This is a genomic window from Rodentibacter ratti, assembly GCF_002000485.1.
Classification (GTDB): domain Bacteria; phylum Pseudomonadota; class Gammaproteobacteria; order Enterobacterales; family Pasteurellaceae; genus Rodentibacter; species Rodentibacter ratti.
In genome coordinates, this window is sequence record NZ_MLAJ01000001.1 from 129,052 (window position 1) to 150,300 (window position 21,249).

Below are 21,249 nucleotides of genomic sequence, written 5' to 3' on the forward strand. Positions count from 1 at the left end.
AATTACGCACTTAATCTTGCTGTGCTTGTACTGCCGCGTAAGCAACCATGTTAATAATTCGGCGAACTGAGGCGCTTGGGTTTAAAATATGGGCTGATTTATTCATTCCCATCAAGATTGGGCCAACTGTAACCGCCGTGGTAGTTCCACGCAATAAACTATAACTAATACGTGCTGCGCTTAAATTAGGGAATACCAACAGATTTGCCGAGCCTTTTAACGGGCTGTCCGGCATAACTTCATTGCGTTGTGCCGCACAAAGCGCAATATCCCCTCGCATTTCACCGTCAATCATTAACTGTGGATTATGTTCTTGAACAATCTTCAACGCATCACGTACTTTTGGTGCGCCTAGCGTGTTCGATGAACCAAAATTGGAGTGAGAAAGCAAGGCAACCGCCGGTTCAATACCAAAACGATGCACTTCATCTGCCGCCATTAAAGTAATTTCAGCCAATTCTTCCGCACTTGGGTCATCATTCACGTGGGTATCCGTTAAGAACACATTACCACTTGGTAATACAAGGCTATTTAAAGCTGCAGCGGTTTTTACCCCATCTTTTAAACCGATAATATCTTTAATGGAGTCTAAATGTTTACCATAAGAACCAAACAAACCGCATACCAATCCGTCTGCATAGCCTAAATTTACTAAAACAGAGGCAAGCACTGTCGTATTTGAACGCACAACACGTTTAGCGATTGCCGGCGTAATGCCTTTGCGTTTTGTCAGGTCGTAATAATATTTCCAACATTCTTCATAGCGTGGATTATTTTCATTATCCACTACTTCTACGTTGACCCCAACCTCTAAGCGTAAACCCAGTTTTTTGATTTTTTCCTCAATTACATTTCTACGACCAATTAAAATTGGCAGGGCAAGTTCCATTGAAACTATCTCTTGTACCGCATGTAAGACTTTCGCTTCTTCCCCTTCCGCAAGAATAATACGTTGTTTTGATGATTTTGCTTGGCTAAAGATCGGACGCATGAACAAACTGGTTTTGTAAACGAACTGAGTCAATTTTTCAATATATTCGTTCCAATCCAAGATTGGTCGAGTTGCGACACCTGAATCCATTGCGGCTTTTGCCACAGCCGGAGCAATACGAACAATTAAACGAGGATCGAACGGACGTGGAATCACATACTCTGGACCAAATGTTGCGCCTTCTCCCCCATAAGCGGAAGTCACCACATCATTTTGCTCTTCAAGCGCTAGATCAGCTATTGCATAAACCGCCGCACGTTTCATTTCTTCATTAATTGTGGTTGCGCCAACATCCAGTGCACCACGGAAAATAAATGGGAAACAAAGCACATTGTTAACTTGATTTGGATAGTCTGAACGACCTGTACAAACGATCGCATCAGGACGCACGGCTTTTGCTTCCGGTGGAGTAATTTCCGGATTTGGGTTTGCCAAAGCAAGAATAATCGGGTGTGCTGCCATGGTTTTTACCATATCTTGGGTCAATGCGCCTGCTGCTGAACAACCTAGGAAAATATCGGCATTTGGAATGGCATCCGCTAAGGTACGCCAACCGTTATCTTCAATCGCATAATCCTCTTTCGTTTGATCCATACGATCACCACGATTTTTATAGACCACGCCTTTTGAATCACAAATGGTGATATTTTCACGTTTCATCCCAAGAGAAAGCAATAAATTCAAACAAGCAATAGACGCAGCCCCTGCTCCCGATGCTACGAGACGCACTTCATCAATTTTTTTACCGATAATACGAAGTGAATTAATGATCGCTGCTGCACTAATAATTGCCGTACCGTGTTGATCATCATGGAATACGGGAATATTCATACGTTCACGTAATTTTTGCTCAATATAGAAACATTCCGGTGCTTTAATATCTTCAAGGTTTACACCACCAAAGGTAGGCTCAAGAGAAGCGATGATATCGACTAATTTATCCGGGTCATGTTCATTCACTTCAATATCAAATACGTTAATACCGGCAAATTTTTTAAATAAGACGCCTTTTCCTTCCATTACAGGTTTACCGGCAAGTGCACCGATATTGCCTAGTCCAAGAACTGCCGTACCGTTTGAAATCACCGCAACCAAATTGCCACGTGCGGTATATTTATAAGAAGCCAACGGATCTTTTTCAATTTCTAAACATGGTTCCGCCACACCTGGAGAGTAAGCAAGGGCTAAATCGCGCTGGGTTGCCAATGATTTGGTGGGGGTAACTTCAATTTTGCCGGGAATAGGAAACTCGTGAAAATCCAATGCTGCTTGGCGTAGTTGTTCGCTCATATAAATACTCCATTGTTGTGATACGGAACTTGGTTCATTCAAAACCAAATCGAAAAAACGGCTTGATTATACCCCCTTTTTTCTCCCAAATTTGTGATGAACCGCAAATTTTCACAAATCTTTTACAAAAATTATAGGTTGAACTAACTGATTAAAGAGAGTAGCATACGGCAGTTCAGGGGAGAACGCCATTGCTATCAAAAATCAAAACGGCAGTGAATCAACTGCAAAGAAAATCAATTAATTATCAACTCAGATCACGTTTAAAAAACCATGGTATGACTGTGATGTCTGCCAACTGTGTAGGTGCATTTATTTTGCATGATCTCGGCGAACCTTTTAATTCACCTTTTGTTAATCTTTATTTAAGTCCTAAAAACTTTATTCGTTATTTACAAGATATTGATTTTTATCAACAACAATCCCTTGAGTTTATTGCTTCGGAAAAAAACTACCCAATCGGAAAATTGGCAGATATTGAAATTCATTTCATGCATTATCATGATGAGCAGGAAGCAAGAGAAAAATGGCAAACCCGCTCGGCTCGGATCAATCGGGATAATTTGTTTATCATCATGACAGATAAAGACGGCGAACAAGGCATTGCTTATGAAGATCTTGTCGCCTTTGATCAGCTTCCATTCAAAAATAAAGTGGTTTTTACCCACAAACCTTACCCCGAATTACATTCGGCTTTTTATATAAAAGGCTTTGAACAGCAAAATCAAGTGGGTGATTTATTTGCCTTTTCAGGTTGGAATAGTATGAAATATTATGATCAATTTGATTATGTAGCTTGGTTTAATCAAACTTAGTTTATCATTATCCCCCAATCCCAAAGGGTGTTTTTATTTTTCTTTTCCTACCCACAGATTCAGATCTGTGTAAAACACCTTCAAATAATAAAAACGAGAAATCTTATGCGATTAGATAAATTTATAGCCGAAAATACCGGTTTAACACGCTCTCAAGCCAGCAAAGCCATTCGCCAAAGTGCGGTCAAAATTAACGGTAAAATTGAAAAAAATAGTGCCCGCAAAATCTCACAGGACGATGAAATTTACTTTGAAGAAACCTTACTCACCTGGCTGGAAAACGGACAATATTTTATGCTGAACAAGCCACAAGGCTGCGTATGTTCAAATGATGATGGCGACTACCCTACTATTTATCAATTTTTTGATTACCCGCTTGCCGGAAAATTACACAGTGCCGGACGTTTAGATGTAGATACAACAGGGCTTGTTTTACTCACCGATGACGGACAATGGTCACACCGAATTACTTCCCCGAAACACCATTGTGATAAAACCTATCTGGTGACCCTTGCAGATCCGGTTGAACCTCATTATGCACAGACCTTTGTAGAAGGAATCCTATTACGTGGAGAAAAAATACCCACGAAACCCGCAAAACTTGAAATTTTAGATGATTACAATGTCAATCTGACCATCTCAGAAGGACGCTATCACCAAGTTAAGCGAATGTTCGCCGCCCTCGGCAATAAAGTTGTCGGATTGCACCGCTGGAAAATCGGTGCAGTGGTGCTGGACGAAAACCTAGAAGAAGGCGAATACCGCCCTCTCACACAATCAGAAATAGACAGTTTGGTAAAATAATATGAGCAAAACAATAAAACCTACCTTTATTTTTATTATGACCCTCGGCATTTTATCTATGCTACCGCCTTTTGGCGTCGATATGTATTTACCCTCTTTTTTAGAAATTGCCAAAGATCTCAAAATCAGCCCGGAACAAGTCCAACACACCCTCACCGCCTTTGCCTATGGCATGGCATTCGGGCAGTTATTTTGGGGACCTTTCGGTGATAGTTTCGGGCGTAAACCGATCATCCTACTTGGCGTGATTATCGGGGCAATCACGGCATTAGTTCTAACAGAAATCAATTCTATCGGAAATTTCACCGCACTTCGTTTTGTGCAAGGTTTCTTTGGGGCAGCACCTGTAGTACTTTCAGGCGCATTATTGCGGGATTTATTTAGTAAAAACGAACTCTCAAAAGTGATGTCCACCATCACATTGGTCTTTATGATTGCACCACTCGTTGCGCCAATCATTGGGGGGTATATCGTAAAATATTTCCACTGGCACGCTATTTTTTATGTCATTTCGTTAATGGGAGCGTTATCTGCATTGTTGGTATTTTTTATCATTCCTGAAACCCACAAAAAAGAAAATCGTATCCCACTCCGTTTGAACATTATTGCCCGAAACTTTATGAGCCTTTGGAAACAAAAAGAGGTATTGGGCTATATGTTCGCCGCCTCTTTTGGTTTTGGCGGTTTATTTGCCTTTGTGACAGCCGGTTCCATTGTATATATCGGGATTTACGGTATTCCTGTCGATCAATTCGGTTATTTCTTTATGCTAAATATCGCCATTATGACTTTTGCCTCTTTCCTTAACGGACGATTTGTAATAAAAGTTGGTGCCGAAACGATGTTACGCATAGGCATTGCAATTCAGTTTTTATCGGGAATGTGGCTTATTTTAACCGCACTTTTTGATTTCGGTTTTTGGTCAATGGCGTTAGGTGTGGCGTTTTTTGTCGGGCAAAATCCACTGATTTCTTCTAATGCAATGGCATCTATTTTAGAAAAATTCCCGACTATGTCCGGTACCGCTAATTCCTTGGTAGGTAGCGTGCGTTTTGCCACCGGAGCGGTAATGGGAAGCTTAGTTGCCACCATGAAAATGGATACCGCCGCTCCGATGCTATTCACCATGGGGGCCTGTGTGGTGATTGCGGTATTAGCTTATTATTTTTTGACTTATCGGAATTTGAAAGAGTAAAAAGTGCGGTCAAAATTGACCGCACTTTTTTATTTCCAAGTTTCTTGTTCAAGCACCCGTTTTTTCAATTCGGGATAATCTTCAATTTTAAATTCCGGTGTTTTTCCGGCTTTAAGTTGGCACTGATAATCCTTCAAGAGTGTCCATACAATCGGTGAAAGCAGCACGATTGCCACCAAATTGAGAATTGCCATCACCGCCATCACCGTATCGGCGAAATTCCACACCACATTACCGGAACGCACGGCACCAAAATAAACAAAAAACAGAACAGTTAAACGGAATAACAACACAAACCACGGTTTATTTTTAATAAAACGGATATTACTTTCTGCGTAAGCATAGTTACCAATAATAGAAGAGTAAGCAAAAAGCAATAGAATAAAGGCAAGGAAATGCAGACCAAACTCACCCACATGATATTGCAAGGCATTTTGTGTGAGAGAAATACTTTTAAGCGCTTCACCGCCATAATTATTTGAAAGTAAAATCACGATAGCTGTACAAGTACACACCATCATCGTGTCCACAAATACGCCCAGCATTTGGACTAAACCTTGGCTAACCGGGTGTTTCACATGGGCTGCCGCTGCGGCATTGGGGGCTGACCCCATACCGGCTTCATTGGAAAATAAACCACGTTTAATCCCCATCATCATGGCTTTAGACACCATCGCGCCGAAGAAACCGCCTGCCGCTGCATCAAAGGTAAAGGCACTTTTGATGATGTTATTAATCACCGTTGGCACCAATTCAATGTTCATACCCAGAATAATCACTGCCATAATGAGATAGAACAATGCCATTATCGGTACAAGACTGCTGGAAATCACGGCAATGCGTTTAATTCCACCAAAAATAATAGCGGCAGTTAAAATCACCAACGCAATACCGACATACTCACCTTGCCAATCCCAAGCATTACGTGTGGCTTCTACAATGGAATTTGATTGCACGGAGTTGAAAGCAAAACCAAAAGTAAAAATCAGTGCAATGGCAAAGGCTACCGCCATACTACGGGATTTCAATCCCTGCACCATATAATAAGCTGGTCCACCACGAAATGAGCCGTCTTTATCCTGAATTTTAAATAACTGTGCCAAGGTGGATTCGGCAAAAGCACTCGACATTCCAATAAAAGCGGTGATCCACATCCAAAATACCGCCCCTTCTCCGCCAAGAGCGATGGCGGTGGCAACCCCACCAATATTCCCCACGCCAACCCGGCTGGCAAGCCCTGTTGCAAAGGCTTGGAAAGGAGTTAAAGAGCTCCCCTCTGCCGCCCGTCCAAACCACATTTCCCGAATACTCGCCGGGAATAAGCGTAACTGCACAAAGCCCGTTGTAATAGTAAAAAACAAACCGACACCAAGTAAAATCACAATGGTCAAATTCCAGAGCGGCCCATCAAGATGATCAACAATCCATACTAATAATTGTTCTAAATAATGAATTAGTTCCATAGTTCTCCTCTCAAATGAAAATAAAGAGGTGGAATTGTAGAGAAAAAGAGAAAGAAAAACGATATTTATCAAAAAATATTAAAAAGAAATGGCTCTTGAGAAGATTTTATTTAATAAAATGGATAATTATTAGATAAAAAACAAAAGACGCATGAAAAATTCATGCGCCTTAAAAATTATTTAGTTAAGAATAATGCTGCGGCACCACGTACACCGCCGGAATCACCATGTTTGGCTTTCTTAATTGGCGGTACTTTTGCCGTACGCATTAAATGAGCCGGCAAGGCTTTTGGTAAGGCTTCATATAAATAATCAAAATTAGATAATCCCCCACCCAGTACGATCATGTGCGGATCGAACGCTGTGATAATGTTGCCAATAGAAATCGCCGCTAATTCCACAAAAAGATTGACAAAATCCACCGCACTTTCTTTACCACGATAAAAGGCATCAATAATTTCACGAGCAGATAATTTTTCACCTTTAAGATCATGATACAACATTTCAAATCCACGACCGGAAAGGTAAGTATCTAAGCAAGCTTTATTGCCACAACCGCAATCATAAATCGGTGCGTTATCCCAACCAAGCAATTTCAGGGCGTGATAATTTAATTGTAAATGTCCCAGCTCCCCCGCCATTCCCACTTGCCCGGAATGCACTTTCCCATTTAACACAAAACCACCACCAAATCCTGTGCCGAGAATTAGCCCGAGCACAGTAGGATATTGTTGATTTTCTTCGTCCCACGCTTCAGATAAAGCAAAACAATTCGCATCATTTTCTGCCCGCACTTCACGCCCTAAACGTTCGGAAAGATCACGTAAAATAGGCTTGTTATCCGCCACACGAATATTGGTAATTTCCGCAAGCCCTGTTTGTTGATTAACAAATCCCGGTACGCCTAGTCCAACGGTGCCACGCTCGCCGAATTGCTCGTCAGCACGATTGACTAAATCCACAATCACATTAAGCCACTCATCGTAATCCGTTTTTGGGGTAGGAACACGCTCGGAATACAGTTTTTCTAACTTCTTATTAAATACCGCAAGCTCAATTTTTGTGCCACCGATATCCAAACCATAGTACATAATCTACTCCTATCACTAAAAATATATTAAGTGAGATTCTAACCGCTCTTTGCTTTTCATTTTATGATGAAGATCGTTTTTTCTGTAAAAAACCAAAAATAACGAGATTCACTATCCAGGCAAAAATTGTTGCAATAAAAAGATCGATCGGATAATGCATCCCCAGACGCACGCGGCTAATCAACATCAGCAGGCTCCATATAGCGATAACACCTACTAATAACTTCGCTTTCCACGAACGGTTACCCAATAATTGGGTAAATCCTACGGCAAGCATTAACCAAGTCGCAGCAAAAATGGTATGCCCTGACGGGAAAGAATAACCTGTTTCATTTTCGTAGTGGTTTACAAGCCAAGCCGGCGTATCTGGCTGCGTAGAATAAAAGTTTTTTGCAATCATAGCTCGCTGAGTGCGGTCATTTTCATAAAAGTTTTCTGTAGTTTGATTGGTTTGTTCCGCTAAATATACCGTGAACGGGCGTGGCTCTTTAAAAACCGCTTTTAAACCTGTTTTCACTGCTTGAGTTGCCACCACAGAAAATGCCATCACAGCCACGCCTAGCATCCATTGTTTACGATTTTTGAACAAAATACCAAAAATCAATGCAAACACAGCACAAGTAATAAGAGCATAAGGCACACTACCGGTTTCAGTTAGCAAATAAAGCCAATAGTCCGCTTCCGTTAATTGCCCATTGCCATGCCATTGATAGGAAAATCCCCACATAAAAAATGGTACAAGACAAAGTAATAACGTATATAATGACAGCCTCTTAAACATGCTCACCCCTTAATAATAAAGAATAAAGTGCGCATTTTAGCAGAAATGAAAATGAATAAGGATAGCTTTATGACAAAAATTCAGCTGGTAACTCAAGCCAATTTGCCTACCGAATACGGTATTTTTAAGATGGTAGGTTTTGAGTTTCCTGATACGAAAAAAGAACATGTTGCATTAGTAATGGGCGATATTTCAAATAGTGATGAACCTGTTTTAGCCCGCATTCATTCCGAATGTTTAACCGGTGATGCCCTCCATAGTTTAAAATGTGATTGTGGTTTCCAACTTGCCACTGCACTTCGTCAGATTGAGGAAGAAGGTCGTGGCGTTTTAATTTATCACCGTGAAGAAGGACGTGGCATCGGCTTAATTAATAAAATTCGTGCTTATTCACTACAAGATCAGGGGATGGATACGATTGAAGCAAATCTTGCCCTCGGTTTTAAAGCGGATGAACGCAATTTTGAAGTCTGTGCCGATATGTTTGAATTATTAGGGGTAAAGAAAGTACGTTTAATGACAAATAACCCTGAAAAGGTGGAAACCATGAAAAAGGCCGGGATTAATGTTGTTGAGCGTGTACCATTAAATGTTGGTGAAAATCGTTACAATACGAAATACTTAGATACAAAAGCCAAAAAAATGGGGCATTACATTGTGCATAATAATGAAGAACATTTAATGAATTGTCCACATTGCCAAGAAGAAGTGATTCTTGATAAAAAATAAAGCAAAAAAATAACCGCACTTTTGTGCGGTTATTCATATCAATTTAGTGCTATTTCTTGCCTAGTTGTGGCAAAACAGAATTTTTATTCGACACGAGCAAGCCGGTTTCCGCATAGATACCCAATTTTCCACGAGTATCGGCAACATCAAGGTTACGCATAGTTAATTGACCGATACGATCGATTGGATCAAATGGCGCATCTTCCACTTTTTCCATACTTAAACGTTCTGCTTCATAGGTTAAATTCGGTGATTCCGTATTTAAAATAGTGAAATCGTTACCACGGCGTAATTCAAGGGTAACCGTACCGGTAATGGCTTTCGCTACCCAACGCTGTGCTGTTTCACGCAACATTAACGCTTGCGGATCAAACCAACGACCTTGGTACAATAAACGACCTAAACGTAAGCCGTTAATGCGATATTGCTCAATGGTATCTTCATTATGGATACCGGTGATTAAACGCTCGTAAGCGATGTGTAATAATGCCATTCCCGGCGCTTCATAAATACCACGGGATTTTGCTTCAATAATACGGTTTTCGATTTGGTCAGACATCCCTAAACCATGACGACCACCGATACGATTGGCTTCTTGCATCATTTCTACCGCATCATCAAAACGTTGACCGTTTAACGCGACCGGTACACCTTCTTCAAAGGTTACAGTGACGGTTTCCACTTTGATTTCAACGCTTTCATCCCAGAAGGCAACACCCATGATTGGTTTAACGATCTTCATACCGGTGCTCAATTCTTCCAAGTCTTTCGCTTCATGGGTTGCACCAAGCATATTGGAATCGGTTGAATAGGCTTTTTCCACTGACATTTTGTAATCAAAGCCGTTTTCAATTAAGAATTGCGACATTTCAAAGCGGCCACCAAGTTCGTGAATAAACTGATCGTCCAACCAAGGTTTATAAATTTTTAATTTCGGGTTGGTTAATAAACCGTAGCGATAGAAACGCTCAATATCATTCCCTTTGAACGTGGAACCATCGCCCCAAATATTCACATCATCTTCTTTCATTGCAGCAACAAGCATCGTACCGGTTACGGCACGACCAAGCGGTGTGGTATTAAAGTAAGGAATACCGCCTGTTGAAATGTGAAATGCACCACATTGAATGGCGGCAATCCCTTCGTGAACAAGTTGTGCACGGCAATCTATTAAGCGGGCATTTTCTGCGCCATAAGCCATCGCTTTTTTAGGAATCGCATTATAATCATCTTCGTCAGGCTGACCTAAATTCGCGGTGTAAGCATAAGGCACCGCACCTTTTTGACGCATCCAAAGTAATGCTGCACTGGTATCCAAACCGCCGGAGAAGGCGATACCCACTTTCTGCCCTTTTGGTAAATTTTGTAAAATGGTATTTGACATATTTTTTCCCTTACTTAACATTTGATTGAATATTTAATCATTTAATCTGAATAAAAACGCAAACAAATATAACCGCACTTTTGTCGATTGTCTAGTGGTTTTCAATATTCATCGGACAATTTTTAGATTCTGATCATTTGCTTTTCATTCATAAAAATCCCTGCTGTTTAGGCAGGGATGATAAAAATTACTGAGTTAAAAGATCCAAGGCTTCTTGGTATTTCGCTACCGTTTTTTCAATAACATCGGTAGGCACTCTAGGAGCCGGAGGTTGTTTGTTCCAACCGCTATTTTCTAGCCAGTCACGTACAAATTGTTTATCAAAAGAAGGGGGATTTATACCCTCTTGGTAAGTATCAACCGACCAAAAACGGCTAGAATCCGGTGTTAATACTTCATCCATCAGCGTTAGCGTGCCGTTTTCGTCCAAGCCAAATTCAAACTTGGTATCACAAATAATGATGCCTTTGGTGAGGGCATATTCCGCCGCCGCCGTATAAAGCGCGATGGCTTTTTCTTTTACCTGCGCCGCCAAATCTGCGCCAATTAATTTTTCACATTCTTCATAGCTGATGTTAATGTCGTGGTTTCCCACTTCCTCTTTGCTTGAAGGGGTAAAAATCGGCTCAGGCAATTTGCTGGCTTCCACCAAGCCTTCCGGTAATTTCAAACCACAAATCGTGCCCGTTTGTTGATAATCTTTTAATCCGCTTCCGGTTAAATAGCCACGCACTATGGATTCAATTTTAATCGGGTTCAAACGCTTGCAAACCACAGCACGGTCTTTCACTAAATCCGCCTCTTCCTTCGGCAACACATCATAAACCGAATCACCGGTGAAATGATTAGGCATAATGTGTGCTAATTTGTTAAACCAAAAATTAGAAATTTGTGTCAGAATTTCACCTTTTCGTGGAATGGGATCATCTAAAATCACATCAAATGCCGAGAGACGATCTGTGGCGACCATCAACATTCGCTTATCATCAATTTCATAAAGATCGCGTACTTTGCCTGAGTAGATTTTTTTCAGACTGAGAATTTGTTGTGTCATGGTTTACACCTTTTTTATTGCGGTAAAAATCGGTGCGTATTGTACCGCACTTTTTAAGCAAACGTTTGCTATTTTTGAAAAAATAATGAAATTCGATGAATTTATTAATTTAATTTGAGCAAAATGCCAAAATCAGAGAGAATAACGGACATTTTTTAACGAACAAGAGAAGATCATGACTTATCCTCAAGAAGTGAATAAACGCAGAACATTTGCGATTATTTCCCACCCCGATGCGGGTAAAACCACGATTACCGAAAAAGTGCTTTTATACGGTAATGCTATTCAAACTGCCGGTTCGGTAAAGGGTAAAGGCGCGGCGGCACACGCAAAATCCGACTGGATGGAAATGGAAAAGCAACGTGGAATTTCGATTACCACCTCCGTAATGCAATTTCCCTATAATGACTGCTTGGTGAATTTACTTGATACGCCGGGACATGAAGATTTCTCCGAAGATACTTACCGCACTTTAACCGCAGTGGACAGTTGCCTTATGGTGATTGACTCCGCAAAAGGGGTTGAGGAACGTACGATTAAATTAATGGAAGTCACCCGCCTGCGTGATACGCCGATTATCACGTTTATGAATAAACTTGACCGTGATATTCGTGACCCAATGGAATTACTGGACGAAGTGGAAAACGTGCTGCAAATTCGTTGTGCACCAATCACTTGGCCTATCGGCTGCGGTAAATTATTTAAAGGCGTCTATCACCTCACCAAAGACGAAACCTATTTATATCAATCCGGACAAGGTTCAACCATTCAAGAAATCCGTATTGTAAAAGGACTGAATAATCCGGATCTAGATGCGGCTGTCGGCGATGATTTAGCCCAACAGTTGCGTGATGAGTTAGAATTAGTGCTAGGGGCAAGCAATGAATTTGAATATGATGCCTTTATCAAAGGTGAATTAACCCCTGTATTTTTTGGAACTGCACTGGGTAATTTCGGCGTGGATCACTTCCTTGACGGTTTAACGGAATGGGCTCCAAAACCACAAGCTCGTCAAGCAGACACCCGTACGGTAGAAAGTTCAGAAGAAAAATTTAGCGGTTTTGTGTTCAAAATCCAAGCTAATATGGATCCAAAACACCGCGACCGTGTCGCCTTTATGCGCGTGGTTTCCGGTAAATATGAAAAAGGCATGAAACTGAAGCACGTTCGTATCGGTAAAGATGTGGTAATTTCTGATGCCTTAACCTTTATGGCAGGGGATCGCTCGCACGCAGAAGAAGCCTATGCCGGCGATATTATCGGCTTACATAACCACGGTACGATCCAAATTGGCGATACCTTTACGCAAGGTGAAAATTTAAAATTCACGGGTATTCCAAATTTCGCCCCTGAATTATTCCGCCGGATTCGTTTGAAAGATCCCCTCAAACAAAAGCAGTTGCTAAAAGGTTTAGTTCAACTTTCCGAAGAAGGTGCGGTGCAAGTATTCCGTCCACTAATCAATAATGATTTAATCGTAGGCGCAGTGGGGGTATTGCAGTTTGATGTGGTAGTTTCCCGTCTGAAAACGGAATACAACGTAGAAGCCATTTACGAAAATGTGAACGTTGCCACAGCCCGTTGGGTAGAATGTAACGATGCCAAAAAATTTGAAGAATTTAAACGTAAAAACGAGCAAAATTTAGCCCTAGACGGCGGTGATAATCTCACTTATATCGCCCCAACCATGGTGAATTTGAATTTAGCCCAAGAACGTTATCCTGATGTGGAATTCTTCAAGACTCGTGAACATTAAAAAAACAAAAGTGCGGTCGACTTTGATCGCATTTTTATTTCCATTGAACTAAAAAACTGAATTTAAAGTGAAATATTCAAAATAAAGATGGCTGGGGTACTAGGATTCGAACCTAGGGATGCCGAGATCAAAACCCGGTGCCTTACCGCTTGGCGATACCCCAACAGAGAGATTCTTTTTGCGAAGAATATAGAAAATTTAGGATAGTATGGCTGGGGTACTAGGATTCGAACCTAGGGATGCCGAGATCAAAACCCGGTGCCTTACCGCTTGGCGATACCCCAACTACTATTTTGACTTACAAAGCGATAAATGGTGCGGGACGAGGGACTTGAACCCACACACCTCTCGGCGCCAGAACCTAAATCTGGTGCGTCTACCAATTTCGCCAGTCCCGCATGGTGGCTACAGCGAGATTCGAACTTGCGACCCCAACATTATGAGTGTTGTGCTCTAACCAACTGAGCTATGTAGCCATCTTGCTAACCATATCGGCTTTGCGGAGCGTATTATGCTGATTTGCCTCTACCTCGTCAATCATTTTTTGTAAAAATCCCGATTTTTAGGTTCAGTTGATTATAAAAAAAACGCTTTTGTTATTTTTTATCCGTTTCGGTCACAGAAATCATTCCGACAAAATGATGCCAATGAAAACTGTTAAATATATTTGGGATATACCAATTAGAAATCGTCCCGTCTAAGTACAAGGCGTGGTAACAGCCTATTTTTTGTAATCCCTGACTGAATGTATAAAGATTCGGTTTTCCTGATGTCGTTAAAATAAAAAACAGTCGGTTTTGCTTATCCAAGCATACTGCATTACGTTTATGATAACTTTCCAAACCGGCTCTAAATTGACGATTTATCTTCCCCTCAATGAGCAACATAGGTCCGGATTGCATAGCAAATGTCGGTTTTAATCGCTTTTTTTGATAGGCATTCGTCGTCAGAATGTAAGGCGTCTTACCCACTAAAGCAAATACACCATTAGGCTGAACATGAAAATTCCCCTTTCCCCGTTTATTATTCAACGGGTTTAATTCTTGACCATTTTCAATCCATAACCCTGCCGGCGTATTATTTTTGCTATAAATACCGGCATTCATGAGCATTTTGATTTGGTAATCTTTTTGTAAGACACGCTTTAGATTAGTAAGAGAATGGTAGTTTTGACCTTCGCTATCCCGCCAATGCAGACGCACTTCTTCCGGTTTGGCGTGAAAAATACCATAGGTAATATTTGCATCGGTAAAAGTTCGATATTCCGCCATCGTAGACAATGCGAGAAAGCCACAAAGTGCGGTCAAAAATTTAATTCTTTTTTTCATCAAGAGGATGTGAAAGATTAAGCGTATTAGAAAATAAATGTAACCCCTCCGCATTGCCTGCTTTCATCATAGATTGCATGGTTTGCGTAGGTGCGTGAATCAGTTTATTCATTAATTTATAACTTAATTCCTGCAACACGGCTTCCGCATTATCGCCCTGTTGCAAATGTTGTAAGGCTTTTTCCAATAAATCTTGGCGCATCTGCTCCGCATCTTCACGATAATGCTTAATCAGATTGGAAAATTGACGCACTTTCAACCATTCAAAGAAATCTTCGCATTCTTGCGCAATAATCCCTTCCGCCTGTTTTGAGGCTTGCTCCCGCTGGTTCAAGTTACGCTGAATGATATCCTGTAAATCATCAACCGTATAATGGTAAACACTATCCAATTTAGCGACCGTCTCATCAATATCACGTGGAACCGCAATATCGACTAGCAACATCGGAGAATAGTGCCGTTCTTTCTGAGCAAGACTCACCATTTCTTGATCAATGAGCACATTCGGACTCCCTGTTGAACTAATCACAATATCCGCTTGATTCAGCGCATCTTGTAATTGATCAAGGGAAAAAACTTCAATAGAAGTATTGCTTGCCAATTTTTCGACGAGTAACTCCGCTTTTGCCACAGTACGGTTTGCGATCATTAATCTTCTCACGCCATGGCGTAACAAATGGCGGCTCACCAATTCAATGGTTTCCCCTGCCCCGACTAATAAAATATTTACGCCATGCAAGGATTCAAAAATTTGACGGGCCAAACTACAAGCGGCATACGCCACCGATACGGCACTCTCACCGATATTGGTTTCTGTGCGCACACGCTTCGCGGTAGAAAAGGTTTTTTGAAACAAGCGGGAAAATTCACTTGAGAGCGCCACTTTCGATTGTTGATAATAGGCTTCCGTAATTTGAAAAGCCTGTTTAACCTGCCCCAAAATTTGCGGTTCGCCTAAGATTAACGAATCCAAGCCACAAGCCACCCGCATAAGGTGATTAGCAGCGTGTAGGTTTTGATGGGTATAAATACTTGAGGAAAGTTCCGCCAAAGAAAGTTGATGAATATCTGCAAACCAATTTTCTACATTTTGCTGCCATTTATCACATTCTTGCGGTGAAATTTGTCGATGGTGCAAATAGACTTCCGTGCGATTACAGGTTGAAAGAATCACGGCCCCTTCGGCAAGATTTTGTTGCTGAATTTGTTGTAAGGCAAGATGTCGCTTTTCATCGGAAAAAGCAACTTTCTCACGCACCGAAACTGAAGCGGTTTTATGATTAATGCCAAGAACAAGAAGGGTCATAATACATTTAGAAATCACCGTATTTTCAAGATACGGCACAATACTCAATACAAAATTAATGCGCTATTCTAATGAATTGTGCAACATTGAGCAAATCCACAAACAACAAACCATCAAGAATAACACAAAAGAGTTAGAAGATATCTTTTGCTTTTCGTAAAATAGTGAAATCTTCTAACGTTGTCGCCTGCAAAAAAGGATTAATGGATTTTTCCAATTCCAAGGTTGTGGGCAGACTCGGCTTTCCTTCCGAACGAAGTTTTTCCACCAAAGTGCGGTAATTTTTGACCGCACTTTTATCTGCGATCACCGTTTCTGCAAAAGCTAAATTACTCAACGTATATTCATGAGCCGGACAAACAACGGTTTCAGCAGGTAATGCTTTCAGGCGTGACAAGCCCTCAAACATTTGGGCGTAATTACCGGTAAAAACACGCCCACAACCGGCAGAAAATAACGCATCACCGCAAAACAGGTGATTGTCCACCACAAAACTCACATGCTGTGCCGTATGTCCGCCAGTTGGGATAACTTGAATACGATAATTCGGCGTGATAATTTCCCCTTCATTGATGATCTCTGTTGCCCCTTTTTTCGCACATTCTTGCGAACCATAAATCGGTACGTTCGGATAACGCTGTTTGAAATTCGCCACACCTTGAGTGTGATCATCATGCTCATGGGTCAATAAAACCGCTTCAATCGGAAAAGGATGTTGTTCAATCCACGAAAAGAGCTTGTCCGTTTCCGGTAGATCGACAATAATAATCGGTAAATTTTCACGTTGATAAAGCCAAATATAATTGTCATTCAACGCTGGCAGCGCAATTAACATAATTCCTCACTAATTTATTTATGATCATCAATTGGCAGGCAAAAGCAAAACGTCCCTTTATATCACCGACAAGTTGGCAACAGCTGCCACAAGGTGAAGCCTATTGTAACGCATTAAAGCATGCATTGACTCCTTGGGTATCAAAAATTTGGGGCTATCAAATCGCTAAAATTGGGGCATTAAGTGCAGAAATCCCCACTGAAATACCGATACATCACCAAATTCTTATCAGTGAAAAAATTTCTCAAAATTTAACCGCACTTTTATCGCCAAACAAAAGCTTAATTCAAGCAGTCCCCACCGAATTACCCCTGATTCAACAAGAAATCAACGCCTGTTTTCTGGCAAATACACTCAATTTTTCCCAAGACCCCCATCAAATTTTACGGGAAACCCATCGTGTACTGGCTGACGATGGTTGGTTATTTCTCTCTTTGTTTAATCCCCTCAGTCCGCTGATTTTCCAACAAAAGCTCGGCAATTACCCCTTCCGTCAATATCCGACTTGGCGCATTATTGATTGGTTGGAATTACTTCACTTTGAAATTATGGAACGAAAAAATCTTTCCATAAAACATCAACACGGCACGCTGTTTTCACCTTTAACCCTGATTGTGGCACAAAAACGAACTTACCCGCTCACGCTGAATACGGAAAAAGTGCGGTCAAAAATTCCCACATTTTTGCAACCGTCCGAGGCCTTTCAAGAAGATATTTCTCCTTATCGAATTTCGCCCGATAGTAAATAAAAAATTCCCCCACAAAGTGAAAATCAATCCTTGCTCCCTTCGCAAAACTCCCCTATTATTCACCGCACTTTTATCTTGATTTAGGAACAAAAATGATTGAACAAACCTTTATTCCCGGCAAAGACGCAGCACTTGAAGACAGTATTGCCAAATTTCAGCAAAAATTGACCGCACTTGGTTTTAACATTGAAGAAGCCTCTTGGCTAAACCCCGTACCGAATGTGTGGTCGGTACATATTCGTGATAAAGATTGTCCACAATGTTTCTCTAACGGCAAAGGTGCAAGCAAAAAAGCCGCACTAGCCTCCGCATTGGGTGAATATTTTGAGCGTCTTTCCACCAACTATTTCTTTGCGGATTTTTATTTAGGACAAGAAATTGCGAACGGTGATTTCGTTCATTATCCAAGTGAAAAGTGGTTTTCCATTGAAGATGAAAGCACCTTACCGGAGGGGATTTTAGACGATCATTTGCTTAACTATTTTGATCCGGAAGGCGAACTCACGCCGGAATTGTTAGTAGATTTACAATCAGGCAATTATGATCGTGGCATTGTGGCAATGCCTTATGTTCGCCAGTCCGATGAACAAACCGTCTATATTCCGCAAAGCATTATCGCTAATCTTTATGTATCAAACGGAATGTCGGCGGGCAACACCAAATTTGAAGCCCGCGTGCAAGGCTTATCAGAAGTTTTTGAGCGCTATGTCAAAAATAAAATCATTGCGGAAGCCATTAGCTTGCCGGAAATTCCAAAAGAGGTGATGGATCGCTATCCTTCTATCCAAGCCTCTATCGCTAAATTAGAGGAAGAAGGTTTCCCGATTTATGCCTTTGATGCCTCTTTAGGTGGGAAGTATCCGGTTATTTGTGTCGTCTTGCTGAATCCGAATAATGGCACATGCTTTGCCTCTTTTGGCGCACACCCTAATTTCCAAGTGGCATTAGAACGTACGGTGACGGAACTGCTGCAAGGTCGTAGTTTGAAAGATTTGGATGTATTCGCTCCACCTTCTTTCAACAATGAAGATGTTGCCGATCATGCCAATTTAGAAACCCATTTTATTGATTCCAGCGGTTTGATTTCATGGGATTTATTCAAACAAACGCCTGACTATGAATTTGTCGATTGGGATTTTTCCGGCACAACCCAAGAAGAATATGAAAATTTAATGGCGATTTTCCGTGCGGAAAATAAAGAAGTCTATATTATGGATTATAGCCATTTAGATGTGTATGCCTGCCGCATTATCGTACCGGGTATGTCGGATATTTATCCGGTAGATGATTTAATCTACGCCAATAACAATATGGGAATGGATTGGCGTGAAATTCTGCTTGATTTACCGAATTGGCATCATGATTCGGCGACTTACCAAGAATTATTGGAAGAATTGGATAACCAAAATATTGACGATGCCATCCGTGTACGTGAATTTATCGGCATTGTTGCGCCTAAAACCAGCGGTTGGACAACATTACGAATCGGTGAGTTAAAATCGATGCTACACTTGGCTTTAGGCGAGTTGGAGCAAGCATTAGATTGGGCAAACTGGACACTGAATATGAACGCTTCCGTTTTCACGGCGGAACGTGCCAATTATTACCGTGCGTTGATCAGCATTATCGAACTTCATTTAGATAAAAACCGTGATCCGATGCAATATCGCACCGTATTCGAAAAAATGTACGGTAAAGATGCCGTGAAACAGGCTTGGGCGGCGACTGCAGAAAAAGGTAATCCTTTCTATAACCTACCGGCAAGCGATGAACAATTGAAAAATTTCAAAGAACATCAAGCCCTGTTAAACGCTTATGCGAAACTACAAAAAGCCAAAGGTGAAAATTGGAAATAATAAACCATTAGCTCATTAATAAAGAAATTGGGCGTTAATTTGGCAGAAAAATAGGCGGAGTTATTCCGCCTATTTTGATTATGCTTAAATACCGAATGGATATATTTATTTTTGAATTTTACACTGAGCCAAAATATCAAGTTTTTTATCGTAAACACTTAAATCGTTTTTTATATCTAACATTGAAAAAATCGTGTGAAAATAATTATCGTGAGAATATTCTTGGGTTTCAGCATTTTTACGTAAACAGTTTAAATCAAAGCCTTCATTTTTTGCCCATGCCGGTGAAAACCACATTACCATAGGAACTCTGGTTTGATATTCCGGTGCAATAGCATAAGGTGCAGCGTGTAAATAAATACCATCTTCACCTAAACTTTCTCCGTGATCAGAAACATAAAACATAATACTTTCCCAATTTGTTTTTTGCTCTAAAAGTTTAATTACCTCATTCAAAAAATTATCAATATAGAGAATGCCATTATCATAAGTATTCACTAATTGTTCATTTGAACATTTTTGAATTTCGTTGGTTTCACAAGTCGGGGTAAATTTTTCAAAAGCTTTGGAATAGCGTTCGTTATAAGTCGGTCCATGGCTGCCTATCGTATGTAATACGATTACTGTGTCTTTGTCCGATTTATTCAGTTCTTTATCTAAATCTTTTAATAAAATTTCGTCTAAACATTCGCCATTTTTGCAATAGTCAGCCAAATTTAATTCCGTCAGATTTTGTGTAGGAACACGTTCACATACGCCTTTGCAGCCCATGTCGTTATCACGCCATAAAACATCAACACCGGCACGTTGTAAAATATCGAGTAAATTATCTTCATTTGCCGCCTTAGTCGCATTGTAATCAGAACGAGGATAACGAGAAAACATACAGGGTACGGAAATTGCCGTTGCTGTACCACAACTTGAGACGTTTTTAAAATTGATAATATCATCACGAGCTGCCAATTTTGGTGTAGTTTGACGGGCATAACCATTTAATCCCCAATTTTGTGCTCGTGTAGTTTCTCCTACCACTAAGATCGTTACATGACGATATGTATCCGGTTTTTCAACAGATGTCTCCATACCGATTTCCGTAAACGGTAAATTCGCTCGATAATTTTTCTTTACTAATTGTATCGTTGAACCGATAAAATTCGACGGCACAATCAAATGTACAATTTCTTTATTATTGCGCGAGAACGATGCATAGTCCTTATAATAAAATTTCCCAATAATGACGATAACTACGCTGGAAAGTACAATCATTCCTAAACGAACTAAAATTTCCTTATACCAACGACGATAATTCACTTGTGTACGAATATATAACCAAGCCGGAATAATTCCTAAGGCAAAAATCCATAATAAATAAGCTGGCGTGATCATTCGAGAACTTTCGGCAAAATTCGTTTGAATTACATTATTCAGCTGGTTACTATCAAAATAAATACCAAAGAAAATTTCCTGATAACTAATTGCTGCGCTAATGACTAAAAATAATGGAATAACCACTTTATGTAGAATTGGTAAACTAATGATCTGAAATGCCGCATTGAGTGTGAAAAAAACAAAAAGTGGTACTGTAAATAAAAAATAGTCTTCAGAATTGCCTGTAAAAGGATGGATTTTTAATATCGTTTTATAAAATTGATAATTTAAAACCAGTGTAAAATAAAGTGAAACTAAAACAATAAGTGCCGTTGATGAAAGAGAAAACTTTCTAAAAAAATATTGTGAAAATCGCATAAAAAAACCTTGTTAAATTAAGTATAGATCTGAGTAAATAATACAGAGCGAACCCTCAGACAATTTTAAGCATTTA

The 21,249-nt window shown here is 40.4% G+C and carries 17 protein-coding genes and 4 tRNA genes; 7 read left to right on the forward strand and 14 right to left on the reverse strand.

Going from position 1 to position 21,249, the window contains the following annotated elements; all coding sequences use genetic code 11:
- Positions 1-10: 10 nt before the first annotated feature.
- Positions 11-2,281: an NADP-dependent malic enzyme gene (locus tag BKG94_RS00590; RefSeq protein ID WP_077433210.1), complete on the reverse strand. Its 2,271-nt coding sequence runs from the start codon at positions 2,279-2,281 to the stop codon at positions 11-13.
- 191 nt (positions 2,282-2,472) lie between these two features.
- Between BKG94_RS00590 and BKG94_RS00595 the strand changes: the two genes are divergently transcribed.
- From BKG94_RS00595 to BKG94_RS00605, 3 genes are all read left to right on the forward strand, one after another.
- Positions 2,473-3,096 (forward strand): DUF1919 domain-containing protein, encoded by a 624-nt coding sequence (locus tag BKG94_RS00595; RefSeq protein ID WP_143538876.1) that lies wholly within the window; start codon positions 2,473-2,475, stop codon positions 3,094-3,096.
- 105 nt (positions 3,097-3,201) lie between these two features.
- On the forward strand, positions 3,202-3,900 hold the full coding sequence (rsuA, locus tag BKG94_RS00600; protein ID WP_077433212.1) for a 16S rRNA pseudouridine(516) synthase RsuA: 699 nt from the start codon (positions 3,202-3,204) through the stop codon (positions 3,898-3,900).
- A gap of 1 nt (position 3,901) precedes the next feature.
- Positions 3,902-5,095: a Bcr/CflA family multidrug efflux MFS transporter gene (locus BKG94_RS00605; protein WP_077433214.1), complete on the forward strand. Its 1,194-nt coding sequence runs from the start codon at positions 3,902-3,904 to the stop codon at positions 5,093-5,095.
- 29 nt (positions 5,096-5,124) lie between these two features.
- Here the strand turns inward: BKG94_RS00605 and BKG94_RS00610 are convergent, their stop codons facing one another.
- The 3 genes from BKG94_RS00610 to BKG94_RS00620 all read right to left on the reverse strand — a co-directional run bounded on the left by BKG94_RS00610 (position 5,125) and on the right by BKG94_RS00620 (position 8,430).
- A complete protein-coding gene (locus BKG94_RS00610) occupies positions 5,125-6,558 on the reverse strand; it encodes an alanine/glycine:cation symporter family protein (protein ID WP_077433216.1) in 1,434 nt (477 codons plus the stop codon).
- A gap of 176 nt (positions 6,559-6,734) precedes the next feature.
- Entirely contained in the window at positions 6,735-7,649 is a 915-nt protein-coding gene (nagK, locus tag BKG94_RS00615; RefSeq protein ID WP_077433218.1) for an N-acetylglucosamine kinase, read from the reverse strand.
- A 61-nt stretch (positions 7,650-7,710) separates the two neighbouring features.
- On the reverse strand, positions 7,711-8,430 hold the full coding sequence (locus tag BKG94_RS00620) for a phosphatase PAP2 family protein (RefSeq protein ID WP_077433220.1): 720 nt from the start codon (positions 8,428-8,430) through the stop codon (positions 7,711-7,713).
- A gap of 69 nt (positions 8,431-8,499) precedes the next feature.
- Here BKG94_RS00620 and ribA point away from each other — a divergent pair, with 69 nt between their 5' ends.
- Positions 8,500-9,159 carry a GTP cyclohydrolase II gene (gene ribA, locus BKG94_RS00625; RefSeq protein WP_077433222.1) on the forward strand — a complete coding sequence of 220 codons (660 nt, stop codon included), beginning with the start codon at positions 8,500-8,502 and terminating at the stop codon, positions 9,157-9,159.
- A gap of 49 nt (positions 9,160-9,208) precedes the next feature.
- Here ribA and argG read toward each other — a convergent pair whose 3' ends face one another.
- Together argG and BKG94_RS00635 are read right to left on the reverse strand one after the other, a co-directional pair.
- Complete coding sequence (argG, locus tag BKG94_RS00630; protein ID WP_077433224.1) at positions 9,209-10,543, reverse strand: argininosuccinate synthase; 1,335 nt, start codon at positions 10,541-10,543, stop codon at positions 9,209-9,211.
- A 187-nt stretch (positions 10,544-10,730) separates the two neighbouring features.
- A complete protein-coding gene (locus BKG94_RS00635) occupies positions 10,731-11,597 on the reverse strand; it encodes a phosphoribosylaminoimidazolesuccinocarboxamide synthase (RefSeq protein WP_077433226.1) in 867 nt (288 codons plus the stop codon).
- Between the two features lie 175 nt (positions 11,598-11,772).
- On the opposite strand from BKG94_RS00635, the gene prfC reads away from it, so the two are divergent.
- Positions 11,773-13,353, forward strand: a complete 1,581-nt coding sequence (gene prfC, locus BKG94_RS00640; protein ID WP_077433228.1) for a peptide chain release factor 3 — start codon at positions 11,773-11,775, stop codon at positions 13,351-13,353.
- 88 nt (positions 13,354-13,441) lie between these two features.
- Here prfC and BKG94_RS00645 read toward each other — a convergent pair.
- The 7 genes from BKG94_RS00645 to gloB form a co-directional block, all read right to left on the reverse strand.
- A tRNA-Gln gene (locus tag BKG94_RS00645) sits at positions 13,442-13,516 on the reverse strand.
- 46 nt (positions 13,517-13,562) lie between these two features.
- Positions 13,563-13,637 (reverse strand) — tRNA-Gln (locus tag BKG94_RS00650).
- A 29-nt stretch (positions 13,638-13,666) separates the two neighbouring features.
- Positions 13,667-13,751 (reverse strand) — tRNA-Leu (locus tag BKG94_RS00655).
- A gap of 1 nt (position 13,752) precedes the next feature.
- Positions 13,753-13,829, reverse strand: a tRNA-Met gene (locus BKG94_RS00660).
- A gap of 120 nt (positions 13,830-13,949) precedes the next feature.
- The gene (locus BKG94_RS00665; protein WP_244156992.1) at positions 13,950-14,660 is read right to left on the reverse strand and encodes a phosphodiester glycosidase family protein; all 711 of its coding nucleotides are present in this window, start codon (positions 14,658-14,660) and stop codon (positions 13,950-13,952) included.
- 4 nt (positions 14,661-14,664) lie between these two features.
- A complete protein-coding gene (gene hemA / locus BKG94_RS00670) occupies positions 14,665-15,987 on the reverse strand; it encodes a glutamyl-tRNA reductase (RefSeq protein ID WP_077433281.1) in 1,323 nt (440 codons plus the stop codon).
- A 133-nt stretch (positions 15,988-16,120) separates the two neighbouring features.
- Complete coding sequence (gene gloB, locus BKG94_RS00675) at positions 16,121-16,822, reverse strand: hydroxyacylglutathione hydrolase (RefSeq protein WP_077433231.1); 702 nt, start codon at positions 16,820-16,822, stop codon at positions 16,121-16,123.
- 20 nt (positions 16,823-16,842) lie between these two features.
- Here gloB and BKG94_RS00680 point away from each other — a divergent pair, with 20 nt between their 5' ends.
- Together BKG94_RS00680 and ycaO are read left to right on the forward strand one after the other, a co-directional pair.
- A complete protein-coding gene (locus BKG94_RS00680) occupies positions 16,843-17,571 on the forward strand; it encodes a class I SAM-dependent methyltransferase (RefSeq protein ID WP_077433233.1) in 729 nt (242 codons plus the stop codon).
- A 92-nt stretch (positions 17,572-17,663) separates the two neighbouring features.
- Positions 17,664-19,427 (forward strand): 30S ribosomal protein S12 methylthiotransferase accessory factor YcaO, encoded by a 1,764-nt coding sequence (gene ycaO / locus BKG94_RS00685; protein ID WP_077433235.1) that lies wholly within the window; start codon positions 17,664-17,666, stop codon positions 19,425-19,427.
- Positions 19,428-19,532: 105 nt separating this feature from the next.
- On the opposite strand, the gene BKG94_RS00690 is transcribed toward ycaO, so the two are convergent.
- The gene (locus BKG94_RS00690; protein WP_077433237.1) at positions 19,533-21,173 is read right to left on the reverse strand and encodes a phosphoethanolamine transferase; all 1,641 of its coding nucleotides are present in this window, start codon (positions 21,171-21,173) and stop codon (positions 19,533-19,535) included.
- Positions 21,174-21,249 lie beyond the last annotated feature (76 nt).